At 64.7% G+C, this 21407-nt stretch carries 18 protein-coding genes; 12 read left to right on the top strand and 6 right to left on the bottom strand.

The annotated features are described in order from the left end of the window. Positions 1-8 precede the first annotated feature (8 nt). The 7 genes from tolB to ftsH all read left to right on the top strand — a co-directional run bounded on the left by tolB (position 9) and on the right by ftsH (position 10153). Complete coding sequence (gene tolB, locus IVB19_RS32445; RefSeq protein ID WP_026232593.1) at positions 9-1355, top strand: Tol-Pal system beta propeller repeat protein TolB; 1347 nt, start codon at positions 9-11, stop codon at positions 1353-1355. 242 nt (positions 1356-1597) lie between these two features. Next, positions 1598-3928, top strand: coding sequence for a putative bifunctional diguanylate cyclase/phosphodiesterase (locus IVB19_RS32440; RefSeq protein WP_085348903.1), 2331 nt, complete (start codon positions 1598-1600; stop codon positions 3926-3928). A gap of 162 nt (positions 3929-4090) precedes the next feature. Beyond that, positions 4091-4855 (top strand): N-acyl amino acid synthase FeeM domain-containing protein, encoded by a 765-nt coding sequence (locus IVB19_RS32435; protein ID WP_026232594.1) that lies wholly within the window; start codon positions 4091-4093, stop codon positions 4853-4855. A 236-nt stretch (positions 4856-5091) separates the two neighbouring features. After that, complete coding sequence (gene pal / locus IVB19_RS32430) at positions 5092-5580, top strand: peptidoglycan-associated lipoprotein Pal (RefSeq protein ID WP_026232595.1); 489 nt, start codon at positions 5092-5094, stop codon at positions 5578-5580. Positions 5581-5767: 187 nt separating this feature from the next. Further along, on the top strand, positions 5768-6826 hold the full coding sequence (ybgF, locus tag IVB19_RS32425; protein WP_018453795.1) for a tol-pal system protein YbgF: 1059 nt from the start codon (positions 5768-5770) through the stop codon (positions 6824-6826). A gap of 74 nt (positions 6827-6900) precedes the next feature. Then, positions 6901-8016 carry a tRNA lysidine(34) synthetase TilS gene (tilS, locus tag IVB19_RS32420; protein ID WP_247820756.1) on the top strand — a complete coding sequence of 372 codons (1116 nt, stop codon included), beginning with the start codon at positions 6901-6903 and terminating at the stop codon, positions 8014-8016. A gap of 214 nt (positions 8017-8230) precedes the next feature. Further along, on the top strand, positions 8231-10153 hold the full coding sequence (ftsH, locus tag IVB19_RS32415; RefSeq protein ID WP_007596301.1) for an ATP-dependent zinc metalloprotease FtsH: 1923 nt from the start codon (positions 8231-8233) through the stop codon (positions 10151-10153). Between the two features lie 331 nt (positions 10154-10484). Here the strand turns inward: ftsH and IVB19_RS32410 are convergent, their stop codons facing one another. Continuing rightward, positions 10485-11669, bottom strand: a complete 1185-nt coding sequence (locus IVB19_RS32410) for a glycosyltransferase family 87 protein (RefSeq protein ID WP_247820755.1) — start codon at positions 11667-11669, stop codon at positions 10485-10487. A gap of 62 nt (positions 11670-11731) precedes the next feature. Beyond that, positions 11732-13246 carry a hypothetical protein gene (locus tag IVB19_RS32405; protein ID WP_085394682.1) on the bottom strand — a complete coding sequence of 505 codons (1515 nt, stop codon included), beginning with the start codon at positions 13244-13246 and terminating at the stop codon, positions 11732-11734. A 298-nt stretch (positions 13247-13544) separates the two neighbouring features. On the opposite strand from IVB19_RS32405, the gene IVB19_RS32400 reads away from it, so the two are divergent. After that, complete coding sequence (locus tag IVB19_RS32400; protein ID WP_007614256.1) at positions 13545-13709, top strand: Flp family type IVb pilin; 165 nt, start codon at positions 13545-13547, stop codon at positions 13707-13709. A gap of 229 nt (positions 13710-13938) precedes the next feature. Here the strand turns inward: IVB19_RS32400 and IVB19_RS32395 are convergent, their stop codons facing one another. Beyond that, positions 13939-14922: a phosphatase PAP2 family protein gene (locus tag IVB19_RS32395; RefSeq protein ID WP_247820754.1), complete on the bottom strand. Its 984-nt coding sequence runs from the start codon at positions 14920-14922 to the stop codon at positions 13939-13941. A gap of 268 nt (positions 14923-15190) precedes the next feature. Here IVB19_RS32395 and IVB19_RS32390 point away from each other — a divergent pair, with 268 nt between their 5' ends. Continuing rightward, positions 15191-15871: a helix-turn-helix domain-containing protein gene (locus IVB19_RS32390; RefSeq protein ID WP_026232596.1), complete on the top strand. Its 681-nt coding sequence runs from the start codon at positions 15191-15193 to the stop codon at positions 15869-15871. A 152-nt stretch (positions 15872-16023) separates the two neighbouring features. Here IVB19_RS32390 and pyk read toward each other — a convergent pair whose 3' ends face one another. After that, positions 16024-17460, bottom strand: a complete 1437-nt coding sequence (gene pyk, locus IVB19_RS32385; protein ID WP_026232597.1) for a pyruvate kinase — start codon at positions 17458-17460, stop codon at positions 16024-16026. Then, a complete protein-coding gene (locus IVB19_RS32380) occupies positions 17457-18050 on the bottom strand; it encodes a DUF1036 domain-containing protein (RefSeq protein ID WP_018453803.1) in 594 nt (197 codons plus the stop codon). The genes pyk and IVB19_RS32380 overlap by 4 nt, the downstream gene beginning before the upstream one ends. Before the next feature lie 177 nt (positions 18051-18227). Here IVB19_RS32380 and IVB19_RS32375 point away from each other — a divergent pair, with 177 nt between their 5' ends. The 3 genes from IVB19_RS32375 (at position 18228) to IVB19_RS32365 (ending at position 19492) form a co-directional block, all read left to right on the top strand. After that, the gene (locus tag IVB19_RS32375; RefSeq protein WP_007596287.1) at positions 18228-18530 is read left to right on the top strand and encodes a DUF1244 domain-containing protein; all 303 of its coding nucleotides are present in this window, start codon (positions 18228-18230) and stop codon (positions 18528-18530) included. A 209-nt stretch (positions 18531-18739) separates the two neighbouring features. Next, positions 18740-19012: a DUF2312 domain-containing protein gene (locus IVB19_RS32370; RefSeq protein WP_007596286.1), complete on the top strand. Its 273-nt coding sequence runs from the start codon at positions 18740-18742 to the stop codon at positions 19010-19012. A gap of 60 nt (positions 19013-19072) precedes the next feature. After that, positions 19073-19492 (top strand): hypothetical protein, encoded by a 420-nt coding sequence (locus IVB19_RS32365; protein ID WP_018453805.1) that lies wholly within the window; start codon positions 19073-19075, stop codon positions 19490-19492. Positions 19493-19507: 15 nt separating this feature from the next. On the opposite strand, the gene IVB19_RS32360 is transcribed toward IVB19_RS32365, so the two are convergent. Further along, positions 19508-21130, bottom strand: coding sequence for a peptidoglycan L,D-endopeptidase MepK (locus IVB19_RS32360; protein ID WP_247820753.1), 1623 nt, complete (start codon positions 21128-21130; stop codon positions 19508-19510). Positions 21131-21407 lie beyond the last annotated feature (277 nt).

The following is a 21407-nucleotide window of genomic DNA, read 5'->3' as shown; positions in this document are numbered from 1 at the left end:
TTCGATCGATGAACCGCCGCCGCTTCATGACCCTGACCGGATCGACGCTCGCGATGCTGGGGGGCGGACAAGCCTTGGCCCAGCAGCCGCAGGGACGGCTCCGCATCGATCCCACCGAGTTTCGGCCGATTCCGATTGCGATCACCAATTTTGTGCCGGGCTCGCCGGCCGACGGTGACGTCGGCAACGGCGTCACCCAGGTCATCACCAACAATCTGAAGCGCTCGGGCCTGTTTGCGCCGGTCGACCAGGCCGCCTTCATCGAGCGCATCAGCAACATCGACGTCGCGCCGCAGTTCGAGAACTGGAAGACCCTGAACGCGCAGGCCCTCGTCACCGGCCGCATGACGCGGCAGCCGGACGGCCGCCTCAAGGCTGAATTCCGCTTGTGGGACGTCGTCACCGGCCAGCAGCTCGCCGGCCAACAATATTTCACCTCGCCGGAATATTGGCGTCGCATCGCCCACATCATCTCCGACCAGATCTATGAGAAGCTGACCGGCGAGAAGGGCTATTTCGACAGCCGCGTGGTGTTCGTTGACGAGACCGGGCCGAAAGAGCGCCGCGTCAAGCGGCTCGCGATGATGGACCAGGACGGCGCCAATGTGCGCTATCTGACCCGCGGCTCCGACCTCGTGCTGACGCCGCGCTTCTCCCCGAACTCGCAAGAGATCACCTACATGGAATTTGGCCAGGGCGATCCGAAGGTCTACCTGTTCAACATCGAGACCGGCCAGCGCGAGATCGTCGGCAACTTCCCCGGCATGACCTTTGCGCCGAGGTTCTCGCCGGACGGCCAGCGCGTCATCATGAGCCTGCAGCAGGGCGGCAATTCCAACCTGTTCGTGATGGATCTGCGCTCGCGCTCGACCACGCGCCTCACCGACACGCCCGCGATCGACACCTCGCCTTCCTACTCCCCGGACGGCACCCGCATCTGCTTCGAGTCCGATCGCGGCGGCAGATCGCAGATTTATGTCATGGCCGCGGGCGGCGGAGCGGCGCAGCGCATCTCCTTCTCCAAGGACGACAACAACGCCACCTATTCGACGCCAGTGTGGTCGCCGCGCGGAGATTACATCGCCTTCACCAGGCAAGGCGGCGGGCAGTTTTCGATCGGCGTGATGAAGCCGGACGGCTCCGGCGAACGGCTTCTCACTTCTGGCTACCACAACGAAGGTCCGACCTTCTCGCCGAACGGCCGCGTGCTGATGTTCTTCCGCGATCCGGGCGGCAGCGGCGGGCCGTCGCTGTTCTCCGTCGACATCTCGGGCCGCAACGAGCTGAAGGTGCCGACGCCGGGCTTCGCCTCCGACCCGGCATGGTCGCCGCTCTTGTCCTCGACATCGGGCTAGCCGCCGCCCCCGGCGCGCGATGATTTGACCGCGCGCCTTTTCCGAAAACTTGGCGAGATGTTTCCCCGCGATAATTGTTCTTTAAGGTTGCACTAGGCAAACTTTTCCCATGGGTTTGTTTCTATTGATGTATTCCGACTATTGGTCATTCAAAACAACTCGACTTTAACGATGTTCCCTCAGAAAGACTTCATACCGGATCGGTAAAACTGCGCTCCAGACAGGACGCGCGTAAACACCAGATGCAGTTTGCAAGTCATAGCGGAGAGCCGGAACAGCGGCCGCCGAAAACTTCGGCGGCGCAAATCGATTCGCTGTTCGAAGCGCCTGGCCCGTTGCTGGCGGGACTCATTTTCGTGTCGATTGGTGCGGCCCTGACCGCGCTGAGGACGGGCGAGCCGCTGATCTGGGCGTGCGTCGCACTTCTGATCCTGGCCGGGACCGCGCGGGCGATCGACCTGCGCCTCTATCAGGCACGTCACGCGGTCATGACCGTCGAGGCGGCCGCACGCTGGCAGAAGCGCTATCAGATCGGAGCAAAGATCCAGGCGGCTGCGATCGGCATCTGGTGCGCCACCACCCTGTTGGCCACGGACGACGCCGTGGCCCACATGATCGCCTTGTCGGTCACGACCGGAATCGCGGCAGGCGGCGCGGGCAGGGCATATGGCCGGCCTGCGATCTTCCACCTCCAGGCCGTGCTGATCTTCGGCCCGGCCGTGCTTGCCTTGGCGCTGCGTGGAACACCCTACTACATCGCGATGGCGCTGGTCAGCGCCGCGTTCCTGATGGCGATCATGCAGCTCTCGGTGAATCTGCATCGAATCTTCATGGGAGCGGTCGTGGCACGTGAGCGTGAAGCCGCGCTCGCCGGCCAGTTCGATACGGCTCTGAACAACATGCCGCACGGCCTCTGCATGTTCCGCGTCGACGGACAGCTGGCGGTCATGAACCACCGCTTCGGCGCAATGATGAATCTGCCGGAAGGTCTCGCGCAGCGCGGGGTCAACGCGCGTGACATCGTCGCGGCGTGCGTGAGCGCGGGATCCATCTCGGCTGGGAGCGGCGAGCGAATCGTCGCGGACATCGAGAGTTCGCAAGCCAAGGAGATCATCACCGCCGATCCCGATACGCAGCGAAACCGGTCGTTGTCCTGGACTGTCCAGCCGATGGCTGACGGTGGCGCGGTGGTGCTGCTCGAGGACATTACCGAGCGACGTAGCGCCGAGGCCAAGATCACGCATCTGGCGCGCTACGACGACCTCACCGCGCTGCCCAACCGCGTTCATTTCCGCGATGAGATCGAAAGGCTGCTGGCGATCTCGCACGGCGCCGAGCGCCTGTCCGCGCTGCTGTTCGTCGACCTCGACCAGTTCAAGCAGGTCAACGACACGCTCGGCCATCCCTGCGGCGACCAGCTCCTGTGCGCGGTCGCCAACCGTCTGCGCGAGATGCTGCGCCCCGAGGATTTCGTCGCCCGCTTCGGCGGTGACGAATTCGTCGTGTTCCAGGAGAACATCTCCTCGCCCGAGGACGCCGCTGCGCTGGCGCGCCGGATCGTCGAACGGCTGAGCGAGCGTTACCGCATCGACAATCATCTGGTCGAGATCGGCGCCAGCGTCGGCATCGCATTGACCTTGCCGGAGGGCATCAGCGCAGACACGCTGCTCAAGAATGCCGACATGGCGCTGTACCGGGCCAAGGCCGACGGCCGCGGCACCTTCTGCTTCTTCCGCGACGAGATGGCGGCGACCGTCGAGGCGCGCCGCATCCTCGAGCTCGATCTGCGCAAGGCGCTCGCCAACGAGGAGTTCGAGCTGTTCTATCAGCCGCTGGTCAATCTGAAATCCGGCAAGATCACGACGTGCGAGGCGCTGCTGCGCTGGAATCATCCGGTGCGCGGCACGGTCTCGCCGATCGACATCATCCCGGTCGCCGAGGACATGGGGCTGATCGTCGATCTCGGCCGCTGGATCCTGCGCCGCGCTTGCATGGAATGCATGAAATGGCCGGAGGGCGTCAGCGTCGCCGTCAACTTCTCGCCGCAGCAATTCCACCAGCGCGACGTCTTGAGCGAAATCCGCTACGCGCTCGAGGTTTCGGGGCTCCCGGCGCATCGGCTGGAGATCGAGATCACCGAATCCTCGCTGTTGCGCAACACCCAGCTCACGCACGACATCCTGTCGCAATTGCATGCGATCGGCGTGCGCATTTCGCTGGATGATTTCGGCACCGGATATTCGAGCCTCAGCTACCTGCACAATTTCCCGATGCAGAAGGTGAAGATCGACCGCTCCTTCCTCGAGGGCATCGATGCCGACCGGCCGCTGACGCTGCTGCGCGGCGTAGCGCGGCTGTCGGCCGATCTCGGCATGGCGGTCGTGGTCGAGGGCATCGAGACCAATGATCAGCTCGAGTTGATCAGCGCCGACGGCACCGTGACCGAAGGGCAGGGCTATCTGTTCAGCCGGCCGGTGCCGGCAGTCCGGATTCGCCAATTGCTCAATGCCTCGCATGGCCGCCGCGGGGCTGAGGACCACATCGTCATGGTGTCCTCGCGATCGATCGCCTGATCTTTCTCCGCCTCGCTCCTTCAACGCATTTAGCTCTCGTTCGCCCGTGTTTTTGCGGGCTGCAAAGGTTAACCCTAACGTTTCTAAGCCTTTGCAATTCCGTTAATGAACCATTAATCTCCTCACACTCGCAGAAGTTGCTTTGGAGTGTAGGGGTACTGGATGACGTCTGGAGCTGAACCGCAAACGGTGCTCCTTCCGCGGGGAGCCGCTCTGTTTGACCGCATCGATTACCGCCTGATCGAAACTCCCGAGGACCGAGACAACCTCTATTTGATGCGGTACCGGGCCTATCTGCACGCCGGTCTGATCGAGCCGTCGGAGTCGCGGCGCGTAACCGATCGCTTCGACGATGCGCCCAACACCTGGAATTTCGGGGTCTATGTCGATGGAGAGCTCTGCAGCTCCGTTCGCATTCACGTCCTGACGTCGGACTGGCGGATGTCCTACACGACCGAAGTGTTTGGCGACGTGCTGCATCCCCGCCTCGACCGCGGCGAAGTTCTCATCGATCCATGCCGGTTTGTTGCCGATCCCGAAAAGCACCAGCGTTTTCCGGAGCTGCCCTATCTGACGGTGCGGCTGGCCTTTGTGGCCTGCGATCATTTCAACGCCGATACCGGGCTGGCCATGATCCGGACCGACCACCAGGCGTTTTATCGTCGCATCTTCCTGCACGAGACCATTTCACCGGAGCCACGCGGGTTTCCGGGCTGGCCCACCAAGAAGGCCGTGCTGATGGCGTCCGATTTCCGGAACCAGCGGGAAAAGGTCCTGACGCGCTTTCCGATCATGCGCTCCAGCGCGTTTGAGCGGCGCATGCTGTTTCAACGCAGCAGCCCCCGCCAGGCTGCCGCGCGCCCGGTGTCGCTGGCCACGCAGCGGCCCCCGGACGTAGCCGTCTCGGCAACGGGTTCTGCCCGCTAGGCCCCACGCGACGAGCCTAAAATTCCAGCAAAGGCCGCGGTTTTTGCCGGTCGTTGCGGCTTGCCTTCACCGTCGCGCCACATTTACAACCCATTAACCATGACGGTTGCTTTTCGCTGGTTGGGGGCATTTGACCGGCTGTGGCAAGGTTCCATCAAGGTTGACGGAACGTTCGCTTAACCAACCCCCTGTAGACCGGACAGCAGTGGACGAAACGTGAGCGTGGAGGCTCCGGAATGAAACATCCTATGCGCATCCTCCAGGGATTGAAGCTGGCCGCGGTGCTTGCCGTCGCGTTGTCGATGGGTGCCTGCGCCAACAAGAACTCTGCCACGGATGCGATGGCCAACGCGGCGACGCCGGGCAGCCAGCAAGACTTCGTCGTCAATGTCGGCGACCGCGTGTTCTTCGAAAGCGACCAGACCGATCTGACCCCGCAGGCGATCGTGACCCTGGAGAAGCAGGCGCAGTGGCTCCAGAGCTATCCGCGCTACAGCTTCACGGTCGAAGGTCATGCCGACGAACGCGGCACCCGCGAATACAACATCGCGCTCGGCGCTCGCCGCGCCCAATCGGTGCGTTCGTTCCTCGCCTCGCGCGGCATCGATCCGAACCGCATGCGCACGATCTCGTACGGCAAGGAGCGGCCGGTGGCCGTTTGCAACGACATCTCCTGCTGGTCGCAGAACCGCCGCGCCGTCACCGTGCTGAACGCGAGCTCCTGACGATCGGTCAGGCGCCGTTCATCTTCAGATAGCGATTATGCCGGCGCCCTCTCGGGCGCCGGTTTCGTTTCAGCGATCTGTGACAGAAACCCGTTTGTTACAGTCACAGTTTTGGCGTACTCCCCTTCAATGTGTGGCGCGTCGAATGTTCGGTCGCAGGCCATTTCGCTTTCGTCGTCAGGGCAAGATGTCATCCAGATTTAAGGTTTTCACCGGCACCGTGGCGATCGCCGCGCTGCTTTCGTTGTGCTCGCCCGCCCTCGCACAATCGGACGATGCAGATCCCGAGATGCGGATCGAGCGGCTGGAGAACCAGCTGCGCCAGCTCACCGGTCAGAACGAAGAGCTGCAATATCGCAACCGCCAGCTCGAAGAGCGGCTAAGAGCGCTCGAGGGCGGCGCGCAAGCTTCGCCCGGCCAGACGCCGGTCCAGCCCAATGTCGCGGCCATGCCGCCCGCACAAGCCGCGCCGGCCTATCGCCAGCAGCCGCCGCACCAGCAAGCGGCCCAGCCGAATTACGAGCAGCCGCAGATCGCCTCTCCGGCACCGATCGTTCAGGAGCAGCCTGCGCCCGGCGCGCCGGGCACGCGCCGCCGCGGCGATGCCTTCGACCCGAACCAGAGTCCGAATGCGCCGGGTGCGCCGCGCGCGCTCGGCGGCGGGCAGCAACCGATGCCTGCAGGTGCCCCGAGCGGCGCGCCCGGCGGCCGTGGCGCCGGCGAACCGCTTGATCTCGCCAACAGCGGCCCCCGCTATCCGCAGGCGGTCGGGCCTCAGGCTGCGCAGCCCGGCTATCCGCCGGTCTCATCCGGCTCTCCCGCGCCATCAGGCGGCACCGGCCTTGCGACCCTGCCGCCCTCGGCAACGCCGCGCGACGAATTCGACCTCGGAATCGGCTACATGCAGCGCAAGGACTATGCGCTGGCCGAGCAGACCATGAAGAATTTCTCGCAGAAATATCCGAGCGACCCGCTGCTCGGTGACGCGCAATACTGGCTCGGCGAGAGCTATTTCCAGCGCCAGCAATATCGCGACTCCGCGGAAGCCTTCCTCGCCGTCACCACGAAATACGACAAATCCGCCAAGGCACCGGATGCCCTGCTGCGGCTCGGCCAGTCGCTGGCGGCGCTGAAGGAGAAGGAGGCGGCGTGTGCCGCCTTCGGTGAAGTCGGTCGCAAATATCCGCGCGCTTCCGCCGGCGTCAAAGCTGCGGTCGACCGCGAGCAGAAGCGGGTGAAGTGCTGAGGCGCGGCGATTGATCCTGACAAGACGGATGGCGCTGCGCTAAACAGTGTCCATCCGCGGACGATTGCAGTGTCATGTCAGAGGACAATTCACCGATCTCGGCGCGTGAGGCCAAGCGCCTCTTCGCAGGCCTGAAAGGCGCGCAGGGACTGCTGCTCGCGGTCTCCGGCGGGCCCGACTCGGTGGCGCTGATGTGGCTTGCGGCGCGCTGGCATCGCAGCCTTTCGCGCGGCCCGCGTCTCACCGTAGTCACCATCGACCACGGCTTGCGGCCGGAGGCGGCGCGCGAGGCGCGCGAGGTCAAGCGTCTCGCAACCGGGCTTGGCCTGCCGCACCGGACCGTGCGCTGGCGCGGGGCAAAGCCGAAAACGGGACTGCCGGCCGCCGCGCGCGAAGCTCGCTACCGCCTGCTTGTGCAGGCCGCGCGCCTCGCCGGTGCGAGCCACGTGCTGACCGCCCACACCCGCGACGACCAGGCCGAGACCCTGTTGATGCGGCTTGTGCGCGGCAGCGGATTAGCCGGGCTGTCGGCGATGGCCCGTCTCACCGAGCGCGACGGCGTCGTTCTTGCGCGTCCACTACTCGATGTTCCGAAGTCGCAGCTGATCGCGACCTTGAAGCGGGCGAAGATCGGCTTTGCCGACGATCCCACCAACCACGACGCTGCCTTTACCCGGCCGCGGCTGCGTGCGCTGCTGCCGCAGCTCGCGGCGGAGGGCGGTGATGCCCGCAGCCTGGCTCGGCTCGCGGCAAGGCTGGCGCGCGCCAATTTGGCCGTCGAGGTGCTGACCGATGGAGCCGAGCGCTTCCTCCGTTTGCGGGATCGCGGCGATGCGCCGCAGGCCGGCGTTCGAAGCTTCGAGGCCTCCGGGTTTGCCGCCCTGCCGGAGGAGGTCCGGCTGCGGATCCTGCTGCGGGCCATCAACGCGTTCGGGCATGAGGGGCCGGCGGAACTCGGCAAGGTCGAATCCCTCCTGGCCGCGCTCGATCAGGCCATTGCCGCAAGTGCCCGCGCACCCGCAAATGGCCGGCCGGCCCTGAAGCAGACGCTTGCGGGAGCCTTGATCAGCCTTGCCGGGGGACGTATCCGCATCGCCCCGGCGCCGGCCCGGCGCAAGGGTGGATCAAGGGTGCATAAGGGCGGATCATGGCACCGGCCGTTTCGAGACCGCGCCGTGAGGACACCTTAACCAGGCAGGAAAAACCCGGACCCGAGCGCCATTATTTCAGCGGGAATCGGACTAAGATGGGCTAAATAGTCCCATCTCGTTCCCTTGGCAGCGACCGGAGCGACACCTAGATTGTATGCGTCTAACCGAGAGGATTCCTTGGGGATTTCCTCGCGCTGCCCAAATAACTGCCCAAGGCTCAGGCCGCGATCCGCGCGACCACGAAGGAAGATCGATGAACGCCAATCTGCGCAATTTCGCCCTCTGGGTCATCATTGTCCTGCTGCTGTTGGCGTTGTTCACGCTCTTCCAGAATCCGGGTCAGCGCGCCTCCTCGCAGGACATCGCCTTCTCCCAGCTCCTGAGCGAGGTTGACCGCGGCAATGTGCGCGACGTCGTAATCCAGGGGCCGGACATTCACGGCACCTTCACCAACGGCTCGAGCTTCCAGACCTATGCGCCGAGCGATCCGACGCTCGTGAAGCGCCTCTATGACAGCAAGGTGCAGATCACCGCGAAGCCGCCCGGCGACAACGTGCCGTGGTTCGTCTCGCTGCTGGTCTCCTGGCTGCCCTTCATCGCGCTGATCGGCGTGTGGATCTTCCTGTCGCGGCAGATGCAGGGCGGCGCCGGCAAGGCGATGGGCTTCGGCAAGTCGCGCGCAAAAATGCTGACTGAAGCGCATGGCCGCGTCACCTTCGAGGACGTCGCGGGCGTCGACGAGGCCAAGCAGGACCTGCAGGAGATCGTCGAATTCCTGCGCGACCCCGGCAAATTCCAGCGCCTCGGCGGCCGAATTCCGCGCGGCGTGCTGCTGGTCGGACCTCCCGGCACCGGCAAGACCCTGATCGCGCGTGCGGTCGCGGGCGAAGCCAACGTGCCGTTCTTCACCATTTCGGGTTCTGACTTCGTCGAGATGTTCGTCGGCGTCGGCGCCAGCCGCGTCCGCGACATGTTCGAGCAGGCTAAGAAGAACGCGCCCTGCATCATCTTCATCGACGAAATCGACGCCGTCGGTCGTCACCGTGGCGCCGGCCTCGGCGGCGGCAATGACGAGCGCGAGCAGACGCTGAACCAGTTGCTGGTCGAGATGGACGGCTTCGAGGCCAACGAGGGCGTGATCCTGATCGCCGCGACCAACCGTCCCGACGTGCTCGATCCCGCGCTGCTGCGTCCCGGCCGCTTCGACCGTCAGGTCGTGGTGCCCAACCCGGACGTCGTCGGCCGCGAGCAGATCCTCAAGGTCCACGTCCGCAAGGTGCCGCTGGCGCCGGATATCAACCTCAAGACCATCGCGCGCGGCACCCCGGGTTTCTCCGGCGCCGACCTGATGAACCTCGTCAACGAAGCCGCGCTCACCGCCGCCCGCCGCAACAAGCGGATGGTGACCCAGGCCGAGTTCGAGGAAGCCAAGGACAAGGTGATGATGGGCGCCGAGCGCAAGTCGCTCGTCATGACCGAGGAAGAGAAGCTGCTGACGGCCTATCACGAGGGCGGCCACGCCATCGTCGGCCTCAACGTCGTCGCGACCGATCCGATCCACAAGGCGACCATCATTCCGCGCGGGCGTGCGCTGGGTATGGTCATGCAGTTGCCCGAGCGTGACAAGCTGTCGATGTCGCTGGAGCAGATGACCTCGCGCCTTGCCATCATGATGGGTGGCCGCGTCGCCGAAGAGCTGATCTTCGGTCGCGAGAAGGTAACCTCGGGTGCGTCGTCCGACATCGAACAGGCGACGCGTCTGGCACGCATGATGGTGACGCGCTGGGGCCTGTCCGAGGCGCTCGGTACCGTGTCCTACGGCGAGAATCAGGACGAGGTTTTCCTGGGCATGTCGGTGTCGCGCACCCAGAACGCATCGGAAGCGACGGTTCAGAAGATCGATACCGAGATCCGGCGCTTCGTCGAAGAAGGCTATAACGAGGCAACGCGTATTCTCACCGAGAAGCGCGCCGATCTCGAAGCTCTCGCCAAGGGCCTGCTCGAATTCGAGACGCTCTCCGGCGACGAGATCATCGACCTGCTCAAGGGCAAGAAGCCGAACCGCGAATCCGTGCTCGAGCCGACCACACCGCGCGCCTCGGCCGTGCCGCCGGCCGGCAAGTCGCGCCCGCGACCCGATCCGGATCCCGGCCTGGAGCCGCAGCCGCAGGCGTAATCGCGTACGGCAGATCGAATTGAAAAACGCGGCGGAAACGCCGCGTTTTTTGTTGGTGATGGTGATTTGCGGGTGGTGCCAACTCAGCGCCCCGTCATTGCGAGCGCAGCGAAGAAATCCAGAATAGATCCGCGGTGACAGTCTGGATTTGCTTCACTGCGCTCGCATTGACGATTTTGATGCAGTTGCACTGGAAACTCAGAAGTACGGCAGGCAAAGGTGCCTAAGCGCCGCGCCCACCATCTCTCGCCAATCACGCTAGAAGTGGTGGCACACGCTCTGGAGTTTGCGTCATCACTTCGGCGCCCGCATCGCCAGCCGCAGATTGGATTCAGGAATGCGGCGACATTGCCGGCTCGCCAGACCCTGCCGGACTGCGCAACGCGCCGAACACGACGCCGATGAGAGCGACGATGAGGAGCGGCGATAGTCGTCCCGCCGGAATATACACCGCCGGGCTGAGCAACGGCACCATCCAGATGCCGAGCCCGATCAGCCAGTCGCGAAAGCGTGGAGCATCGATCGATGCGGCAAGCCACAGCACGACGGCGACCGTCAGCAGCGTCGCGTCATAAGGGCCCGAATGCGGGGCTGCCAGCACGGTTGCCGCAAGCAGTACGATCAGCTTGTTGTTGGTACTGAGCGAGGAGCGAAAGACCGCGAACGTTGCCGCCGCGCTCGAAAGGATCGCGGCCAGCTGCAGGATGGAGGCCAGCAGCTCCGGCAGGCCTAGCAGCATCGCGCAGGCCCACACGCTGTGACCCCAGATGCGGCCATAGGCCAGCCATTTCGCGTCGGGGCTGACCAGATTGTTGTACGCCTGCGGTATCCACCAGAGCCACAATTCGACGCCAAAAATCATGGCACTTGCAGCCGCCAATGCGAATGCCGAGCATGCAGCAGCGCACAGGCTGCCATAGCGGCGCGCCCCCATTAGCGCGAGCGGGACGAGCAGGAAGAATTGCGGCTTGAAACTCAGCAGCCCGAGGATTGCCCCGGCCAGGAGCGGTCGCGGTCCGAGCAGCCTGACGCCCGCGACCAGCAGTGCGGCAACGAGAAAGGCGCATTGTCCATCGGCCAGGTTGAGAGATGCCGATGGCGAGACCAGCACGGCCGCGATGATGTAGGGCGTCAGTTGCGGCTGATCGGACCGGTTGCGAAGCGCCCAGGCCAGGAAGCCTGCGGTCGCGGCCTGGAATGCGACATAGGAGCCGATGAAGCCAAGCGGCGCGAATGGCAGCAGCAGAACGAGGAAGCCGGGCGGATAGAACCATGGACGGAACTCCAGAGGCACCGTGAGCCATGATGCGAACGACTGGTTGAGATAGGCCGTGAACGCGTCACCATCGGTGACCAGCGCAAGATTGCCGGCGAGCAACGATCTGACGGCGCCGTAAAACACCATCCAGTCGGTGCCGGGAGCGACGTGGTTCAGCCCGATCCAACCGGGATGGGTGAAGGTGGAGATCAGGACGCCCCAGGCGAAGAGCGTTGCGATCGAAAACGCTGGCAGCATCACGAGAGGAATTCCGATCCAGCGGCGCGATGGACCGGATATCGGCTGCTGAGCTGACGCGCTCACTTGACGGCTTCCCTCGAGGACTCCGCTTCCGGCATCGCGCCGGCCTCTGTGCCGCCGGTTCGCACGTGGATCACGGCGATGTTGTCCGCGTAGAGCCGCTTCCAGCCCTTGATGTGGTCCAGCACCTGGGCGGCCGGTGCGTCCGCGACCATGAGCGTGGCGTCGATCTGGTACGCGTCGAGCAGCCGCGTCAGACTGTCGAGCTTCTTGAGCTCCACGGCCTTGAAGACGTCCATGGCGAAGGTTTCGCCGTAGAGCTCGGCGCGGCCGTCGATGAAGACCGGGATGTCACGCGAGATCAGATAGCCGCCGAACTGGTAGGCGTTGAAGATGCGTTGCGCCTTGCGTTTCTCGAGCAGATCGACGGCGGCGACCGGTGTCTGATCCATCGTGAAGGTGAAGCGGTGATGCGCCATGTAGAGTGAGGTCGAGGTCCAGCCTGCGGCCACGATCATCAGCGCGCCTGTCGCGGTGACGTAACGGGCAGCCCAACTCTCGCCGCCCTGCGTGCCAGGCTGCGGCAGCGCAGACCGTTCGCCGAGGGGCTTGGCCAGTACCAGCGGCACCAGGAAGGCGAAGGCCTCGATGCTCCTGACGTGGGTGAGCGCCATCCAGGTCAGAAGCAGGATCAGAAGAATACGCGGGGGCGAGAGCGTCAGGCCGCGATACAGCCCGATCGCAATCAGGCCGAACAGCGCGCCTTCGAATGCGTTGAAGGAGGCGAAGTTCGCGGGCGCCCACTCGGAGATGATCGTCAGCAGCTCGCCCAGATTGAGGATGTTGATCGCGCCGAGCAATGTGCGCCAGCCATAAGGCGTGACGCAGCTTGCGGCGAGTGCCGCAACACCGAACAGGAACCAGCGCGACAGCAGTCGGACCTGCTTGCCGGACTCCATGCCCCAGAGCGCCACAAATGACATCGGGCCGATCAGCGCCAGGCCCAGCACGAAGCCGCCATGCAGGTTCGACCACAGGGACATTAGCGGCAGCCAGTACCATGACGGGGCGCCCTTGCGGTCGGCTGCGGCCATCAATACGCCGACCCACGCGATCATCACGGGCAGCGCCAGCATGTGTGGCCGCGCCAGAACGTGGTGCAGCGACAGCAACAGCGCGAACATCGCGAACAGGACCGCTCGCGGAATTTCCAGATGGGCCTCGAGCAGGCCGACCAGCATCGCCGCCGACAATGCGACCGCAAGCGCGGTGAGGATCACCGGGCCGGCCCAATCCCATTGCGCATAGGAGAGGGCGAACAGGACCTGCGACAGCCATGAGGTCGAAACCCAGGGCGCCCCCGGACGGGTGAAGGAATAGAAGTCCGTGTAGGGAAGCGCCTGGTGATCGAGGATCCATTGTCCGATCTTGATCTGCCAGAGCGAGTCGGAGTCCTGAAGCAGCGTGTCGCCGACATACACGAAGAAGAGATAGGCGCTCGCACCGACGCACAGCGGCACCAGGGCTCGCGCACGACCCTGCACCGTGATGCTGTTGGCAAAGGAAAGGGACATGCCGCCTCGTCGTCCTGGTGTTTTTGTCGTTGTGCCGAGCGATCGACATTGGACCACGGCGGTCATAATTCCGGGTAAACCGGTGAGGCGGGGCCGGCTTGATGTCTCGACAATTTAACGGATCGTTTTAGATTTCGGTTTACCATCGACGCATACACGCAAACCGCTCTGTGTTTCCGCAGTCGAATTAACTGCGGCGCAATTCTTTGCCTCTACGTTCGGTTCCATGGTCAAGCGGCGCTGGGAAGCCCAAAAGACCAGATCAGTTGTAGCCTCGTGTACTCATTTGGAGCTCTTTATGAAGAACCTCGTTGCGCGTTTTGCGAAAGATGAATCCGGCGCCACCGCTATTGAATACGGTCTGATCGCCGCCGGCATTGCGCTGGCGATCATCACTGTCGTCAATAACCTGGGCACCACGTTGAACGCCAAGTTCACCTCGATCTCGAGCAGCCTCAAGTAACGCTGTACGAATCGCGAATTCAAAGAGCCCCGTCCTTGACGGGGCTCTTTTCTTTTGGCGGACGATTTCCGGATCTGGGAAGTCGTGAAGCTGTAGCAAGCTTGTAGGGCGGCAAAGCGTCTAGCGCGGCTCCGAAAGCGCAGGCGTTCCCACCGTCGAGAACATTGAACATTGAAAGTTGCCGGCGGGCACGCCGCTACGCGCGGACCCTAGGGCAACTTGTCGGCTGTCATTCCGCGAGGCCGGGCTGCCAGACCGCCGACGGCGCAGGCGCGGCAGACGTTTGCTGCGCGCGGCGGTGCCATTCGAGATAGAATTTCGCCGCCCAGATCGACGCTGCGGCGACTGCGATTCCGCCGGCGACGTCGATGACGTAATGCGCGCCGATCACCGGTGTTGCCGCAATCATCAGCAGATTGAGCGCAGCCGCGATGCCGCCGAGGCCGCGCACCGGCCACAGCGCCCACATGTAGAGCACGGCGGATGCGGCGTGGAAGCTCGGAAACGAGACAATGCCGGCGAGGAAGAACAACTGGATCTCGTGCAGGCTACCGTCGCGAAGCGCGAGGATGTCGCGCAACTGCCCGGCATAGACCGCGGTGTTGATTTCGGGAAAATGCGCGGCGGACAGCTGCAGCCCCCAATAGGTGCCGATCGCGGGCACGACGGCGGAGATCGCGATGGTGACTGCGAGCGCGAGGCTCATCGCGAGCATGAACAATTGCAGCCGCATATAGTGCGCCGTCAGTGCCAGCACGACGGGAATGCCGAGCAGCGGCAATTTGATCAGCCCATATCCGCGAGCCAGGCAGTCCGCGAGCCAGGGATGGTCGTTGACGTATCGCGCGATCGGTTCAGGATCGAGGCCGAGTGCACGGTCGATCGCAAGCAGCGCCTGGTCCTGCAGCGGCCAGTTCAGCTTGGCCGCGACATAGCTGAGCGGTCCGACGATGGCGCAGGTGAGAGTGATCTGTCCGATCGTTCCGAGCGAAAACAGCAGCTTCGGGTCAGCAAGCTCGCCTTTGACGATGCGATGGCCATAGGCCAGCGCGAGCAAGACTGCAGCAACTGCCAGCGTCACCCAATAGGCGACTGGTTCGAGGCTCAGGCCGGTGAAGGCGAGGCCCAGCGCCAGCAGGCTGCCCATGGCTGCGATGGGAAGCCAGTTCAGGTGGAAGAGCTGCCAGGCGGTCCGGGCGTCCGTGTCGACCATGCTGCACCGAGGTGGGATCGCGATACCGCAGCACAGTCGCGGAGCAGGTTTAAGATGGCGGTAACGATCGTGGTTACCCCTTCACCAAAGCAGTTCGCGACGTTTTTAGCTGTTTGAGCTCGCGTTTTTTTTGCGTGACGCTTCATGCATTTGCACCTTGTCATCCACTCTGAATAGTTGTTCAGTCCTTGCGGGGCGATTTGCGATATCAGTGACGAAGCGTTCGGCCGCAGGGCGTGCGACCGGCGTGTGGGACAGGAAGCGCGCCATGGTTTATCGGCGGACGCATCAAGTGGTGAAGCGCCTTGCGGCCCGGCGCAGTGCGATACTGGCGGCGGCGCGGGAGGCGGCGGCGGAAGGCGGGATGGCGGCGGTGCAGATTGCGCCAGTCGCGGTTCGCGCCGGCGTCGCTGCGGGTACGGTCTACCGCTACTTCCCCTCCAAGGCCGATTTGATCTCCGAGTTGATTGCCGAAGTCTCCCGCGACGAGCTCACGGCGATCCGGCGAGCCGCCGATGCCGCGCCGGGGCCGTCCTCGGCGCTGGCGGCGGCGGTCACCACCGTGGCTGTCCATACCCTGTCACAGCGCAGGCTCGCCTGGGGCATCCTGGCCGAGCCGGTCGATGTCGATGTCAGCGCTTCACGTCTCGCCAGTCGGCGCGAGATCGCGGGCGAGATGGCCTCGCGGATCGACGCCGCCGTGCGCGCCGGCCACCTGCCGGCGCAGGACACGGCCCTTGCTGCCACCGCGCTGCTCGGCGCGCTGCACGAGGCCCTGGTCGGACCGCTCGCGCCGGACAATCTCGACGATCCCGCCAGGATGCGCGATGCCGTGCAGACCGTGACGCTGCTGGCGCTCCGCGCGGTCGGCGTCATGGACGCCCGCGCCAGGGGGCTCGTCGTGCAGCAGACGCTGCTGCCGACGGCGAAAGCGCTGGTTGGGGCCTAAAACGTCATCCTGATCGACCGGCGGACCTGATCGCGCCCAGGCCGTTGCTCGAGCTCGCCTTTTCAAAAAAGCCTCAGCACATCCGCCGGACTCGCCGGCTACTGTGCATGGGGTTGTTTTCGACATTTTTTGTTTGCCGGGTGCCGGCGGAGCTAGATATTCGCTTCGCCCTCGGGGCCGACCGAGGCGATGCGCACCATGTTGGTGGTGCCGGGGATGCCGAGCGGCACGCCGGCGACGATGATCACGCGCTGGCCCGCCCGGACGAAGCCGTCGCGGAACGCGATCTGGCCGGCGCGGCTCACCATGTCGTCCTGGTCGCGCGCATCTTCTGCCACCACGCAATGTATGCCCCAGACGACCGACAGCCGGCGTCCCGCCGCGACGTTCGGCGTGATCGCCACGATCGGCGGCTTCGGCCGCTCGCGCGCCACGCGCACGGCGGTCGATCCCGAACTGGTCCAGCAGATCAGGGCCGGCAGGTCGAGCGTCTCGGCGATCTGCCGCGCAGCGTCCGCGATGGCATCGCCGGCGGTGGCTTCCGGGGCCGGGCGCTGTGCGGTGATGACGGAGCGATAAATCGGGTCGCGCTCGACCTCCTCGCCGATGCGATTCATGGTCGAGACGGCCTCGACCGGGAATTTGCCGGCCGCCGATTCCGCCGACAGCATGATGGCGTCGGCACCTTCGTAGACGGCGGTGGCGACGTCGGAGACCTCGGCGCGGGTCGGCACCGGCGACTGGATCATCGATTCCAGCATCTGGGTCGCGATCACCACCGGCTTGCCGGCGCGCCGCGCCATGCGCGTCATCTGCTTCTGCAGGCTCGGCACGCGTTCCAGCGGCAGCTCGACGCCGAGGTCGCCGCGCGCCACCATCAGGGCGTCGGAGGCGTCGATGATGTCGGCGAGGCGATCGATCGCCTGCGGCTTCTCGATCTTGGCCATCACCGCCGCACGGCCGCGGATCATCTTCTTGGCCTCGAGCACGTCGTCGGCGCGCTGCACGAAGGACAGCGCGATCCAGTCGACGCCGGTGACCAGCGCCGCTTCGAGATCGGCGCGGTCCTTCGGCGTCATCGCCGAGACCGGCAGGTCGGTGTCGGGCAGGCTGACGCCTTTGCGGTCGGACATCCGGCCGCCGACCACGACGCGCGTCACCGCGTGCTCCTTCGAGGTCTCCTCGGCGATCAGCCGCACCTTGCCGTCGTCGAGCAGCAGCGCGTGGCCCGGCCGCAGCGCGGCCAGGATCTCCGGATGCGGGAGCTGGACGCGGGTGGTGTCGCCCGGCGCCTTGTCGGAATCGAGCGTGAAGGTCTGGCCATTCTGGAGCTGGACCGCGCCTTCGGCGAAGGCACCGAGCCGGAGCTTTGGCCCCTGGAGATCGACCAGAATGCCGATCGGCCTTCCATAACTGCTCTCGACGTTGCGGATCGTCGCCACCAGCTCGCGCATCTTGTCATGCGGGGTGTGGCTCATGTTGATGCGGAAGAGGTCGGCGCCGGCCTCGAACAGGCGGCGGATCATCGCGAGGTCCGAAGAAGCGGGTCCAAGGGTCGCGAGAATCTTGATACGGCGAAGACGCCTCATGGCTTATTTCCAGACGGGGGCGAGGGAGCTGGCGGGAGGCCAGGCGCGGCGGGGGGCGTACCACCGGGCGGGCCATTGGGCAAACCCGGGACCCCCGGGCCAACAGGGCCGGGGAGGCCTGGCACGCGCTGCTGCTTTGACGGCTGTTCGTTGGCATCGGTGAGCTGCACCGTCCAGGCCCGCTGCTCGCCGGTATCGACCTCGAAATAGCCGGTCCGGTCATAGCCGCGCGCAAGGCAATCCTCGGTGCCGCGGATGGTGAACTCCTTATCGCGCGAGCACATGAAAGCCTGGCCCGACCATTCGCCGCCGCGGTCATAGTCGATGGCGTAGATGTAATAGAAGCGGGCCACCAGAGTTCCGCGCAGCAGGGTCTCGCAGGAGCGCGACGAGATGTTCCACCAGCCTTCGGTGGTCCAGCCCTCGGCATCCTTGTAGCCGAGCGCGATGCCGACCCGGCTCGATGTGTTGTTGCAGAGCCGGAAATCGGCGGAAGCCGGGCTGGCCCAGAGGTACAGCAGGCCAACCACCAGCACCGGGACCAACCGGGCGAGCAGGCGAAGGCGGGAGCGGGGAGATTCGGCGATCATTGTCGCGGAAGCTATATCAGATCATTGACGATTTGGCGTAGGGCCCAGGAACTGCCTGAAGCCGGCTTCGCGCCCGTTTGCGCCGCGATATGGCAAAATCTGTGACAGGCCCCACCTGATCTCGTAAGGGTGACCCATCCAGGTCACAGCCAATTCGCAAAGCCGAGGGATCCAGCCATGGCAATTGACGACAAAACCAGAACGGAACTCGAGGCTGCCGCTTTCCGGCGCCTGGTCGATCATTTGAAGACGCGGACGGACGTCCAGAACATCGACCTGATGAACCTCGCAGGCTTCTGCCGCAACTGCCTGTCCAACTGGCTCAAGGACGCCGCCGACGCCCAAGGCGTCGCCTTGAGCAAGGATGAGAGCCGGGAAGCCGTCTATGGCATGCCCTATGAGGCCTGGAAGTCGAAATACCAGGGCGCGGCCACGCCTGAGCAGCTCGATGCCATGAAGAAGGTTCATCCGGGGCACTGAACGGCCTCGCCGGCAGCCTGATATGCGGTGCCTTTGAGTCGCATCACACAACCGCTTTCTTCGACACGCCGCAGGAAGGTGTGGGCGCGCTGTGGACGAGCGCGATGCTGCCTTGAACGCGAGAGGTCCGAACCCTAAGGGTCTAACCAGCACGCGCGGTGAGGATGCCGGCGTCACCTCGTTTTGCCAGTTCCATTGGGAGTACCAAGATGGCCACCTCCGCCGCCGTCCGCGACGACGAGCCCGCGACGAAATTTGCCAAGGACCAGCTCAAGTCCATCATCGAGCGCATCGAGCGGTTGGAGGAAGAGAAGAAGGCGATCTCCGACGACATCCGCGACGTATTCGCCGAGGCCAAGGGCAACGGCTACGACGTCAAGGCGCTGCGCACCATCGTGCGCATGCGCAAGCAGGACCCGAACGAGCGCGCCGAGGCCGAGACGATCCTTGAGACCTACATGCAAGCACTGGGGATGATCTGAGCTATCGGTGTCGTCCTGGCTTTCGCCAGGGCGACACCATGCCGATCGAAGGAGACCGCGGTGACTGCGCCGCCGCTGCCGCGCGAGGTAAGCCGTGCCTACGATGCTTTTCCGGCGTCGATCGGCAAGCGGCTGCTTTGGGTACGCGAGCTGATCTTCGCGGCCGCCGCGGCGCATGAAGGCATCGGCCGTCTTACCGAAACGTTGAAATGGGGCGAGCCTGCTTATCTGACCGAAGAGACCGGCAGTGGCAGCACGATCCGGCTCGGCCGCCTGAAGGACTCCGCGCACGCCGCGATTCTGTTCAACTGCAAGACGACGCTGGTCGATACCTTTCGTGAACGCTTTCCCGATCAGTTCGAATATCGGCAGACCAGGGCGTTGCTGTTGCCGGTGTCGGGCAAGCTGCCGAAGCAGGACCTATCGGTCTGCCTGTTGCTGGCGTTGACGTATCATCTGGATCGACGGAGGAAGCGTTAGCGGCGCGCGAAGACGTCAGCGCAGCGAAGCCGTCCGTACGACGAAGGACGTCGTCTCGAGTTTGGCGGTGGCGGTGCCCGAGAAACTGTCGCAGGACAGGCCCTGCATCGGATCGTCGGCAAAACCCATGGCGATCACGGACTGCGGCTTGACGAAGTAGGCGCGCATTGCGGCCGTGTCGAGCTCGCCCATCAGCGTGACCGACATCGCGCGGCTGGCGCTCGGCGACAGCATCACGATCTTGAGCCAGATGCTTTCGCCCTTGGCTGCGGAGAGCCGGGTCGCGGTTGCGACCATGCCGTCGATGCGCTTGCCGACCACCGTGTTGATCTCGGTCGCGGGCGCAACGTTGCGCGATGCGGCGGCGGGACGGGCGGAGCGAGGGATCGGCGCAGAGGCGGCGACGACATTGGCGCGGTCGACCGGGGAGGCGGACGCCGGCGCGTAGGCCAGCGCCTGATAGGCGGCGCTGGACACGCTCGCGGTCGGCTGCGGATCGGTGGCGGCGGCAAGCGCCTGTCGGGCCTTCAGCGCAGCCACTTGAGCAGGCGTCGCCTGCTGCGGCGCAGCCGGGGCATCCCAGAAGCCACGGGCATTGATGATGTCGGCGGGGGTCTCGGGCTTTGCGTCAGCAGATTTGCCGGCGGCCGGCTTGTCAGCCACGGGGGCCGGCTTCGGCTTGGCAAGCGCGACGATCTGCGCATCGGCCGAGGCGAGCTGAATCGTCGCCGCGACTGACGGCTTGGCGCGCGGCGTCGGCACCGGATCGGCCGGCTTGGTCGCGGCGGCGACCACGGTCGGCGCGACAGTCTTCGCGGACGGGGCGGGCGCGCCCTCGTCATCCTCGTCGTTGCTCGCCGCGGCCGGAGCCGACTTGCCCTTGAACAGGGCGGCAAAGAAATTCGACTTGCTGCCGGAATCCTCGCCGCTGCCGCGCCGCTCGATCTCTGCCTTGGCGAGCTCATAACCCTTCAACGGCGTGCCGTCGGTCGGGAGGTGGACGGTGCGTCCGTCCGGGAAGACCCGGGCGAGCTGGTCATGCGTCATGCGCGGCCAGTGCCGGATGCTGCCGGTGTCGAGATGTACGAACGGCGAGCCGGAGGTCGGGTAGAAGCCGACGCCGCCGCGCTGGAGGCGCAGGCCGGCGAAGCGGATCTGCTCCAGCGGCACGTTCGGGATGTAGAAGTCCATCGCATGCCCCAGCATGTGCTGGCTGAAGCGCGCCACGCCGGAGGAGCGGCGGCGGAGCATGGAGTTGGTCGCGGGCGAGCGGTAGGCGGAGATGATCTGGATCGGCTGCTTGCCGTCGACGTCGCGGTAGACTTCCCAGAGGATGTCGAAGAGGTGACGGTCCATGACCGTCTCGTCCTGGCTGCGCCAGTCGCGCAGGAAGTGGTTGAGCTGCTTCAGCGCCGCTTCGTCGTAGCGTCCGTCGCGCTTGAAGGTGACGGTGAGGTCTTCGCCGGAATGGGTGTGGTGGAAGGAGAGCGTCTTGGTCTCGTTGAGCGCGGCGGCGTTGTGAACTGAACCCGCGGCAGCAAGCAGCAATACGGCAGCGAGGCCGATTCTGGATCCGGCCTTCACTCCCGCATGGGACAACGACAGCACAGCGAATTGGCGTGCGATTCCAGTCAGCACGTTAGAGCCCACCCAGTCGACGAGCGTTCAAAATGGACTCTCCCGCTAACCCCGTTAGCGCGCGAAAGAGGATGAACGCTTTGTTAAAGCGAGAAGGTTAATTCGAGGTTGACCTTCCCGCCCCCAAACCAAGTCAGATCGCGAACCTAACCGGGTGAGTGTGGCAAAAAAACGCCCGCTGCCTGAGGTCAGGTGGAGAATGGTTAACGTTAAGCGACCCCATCCAGAGGATGAGGTCGCTGATTTTACTGCAGAATTTCAGGAAATCAGGCGCCGG

The organism is Bradyrhizobium sp. 187 (assembly GCF_023101005.1).
Lineage (GTDB): Bacteria > Pseudomonadota > Alphaproteobacteria > Rhizobiales > Xanthobacteraceae > Bradyrhizobium > Bradyrhizobium canariense_D.
The sequence above is the reverse complement of the archived record's forward strand: the minus strand, read 5'-3'. Positions and strand labels throughout refer to the sequence as shown.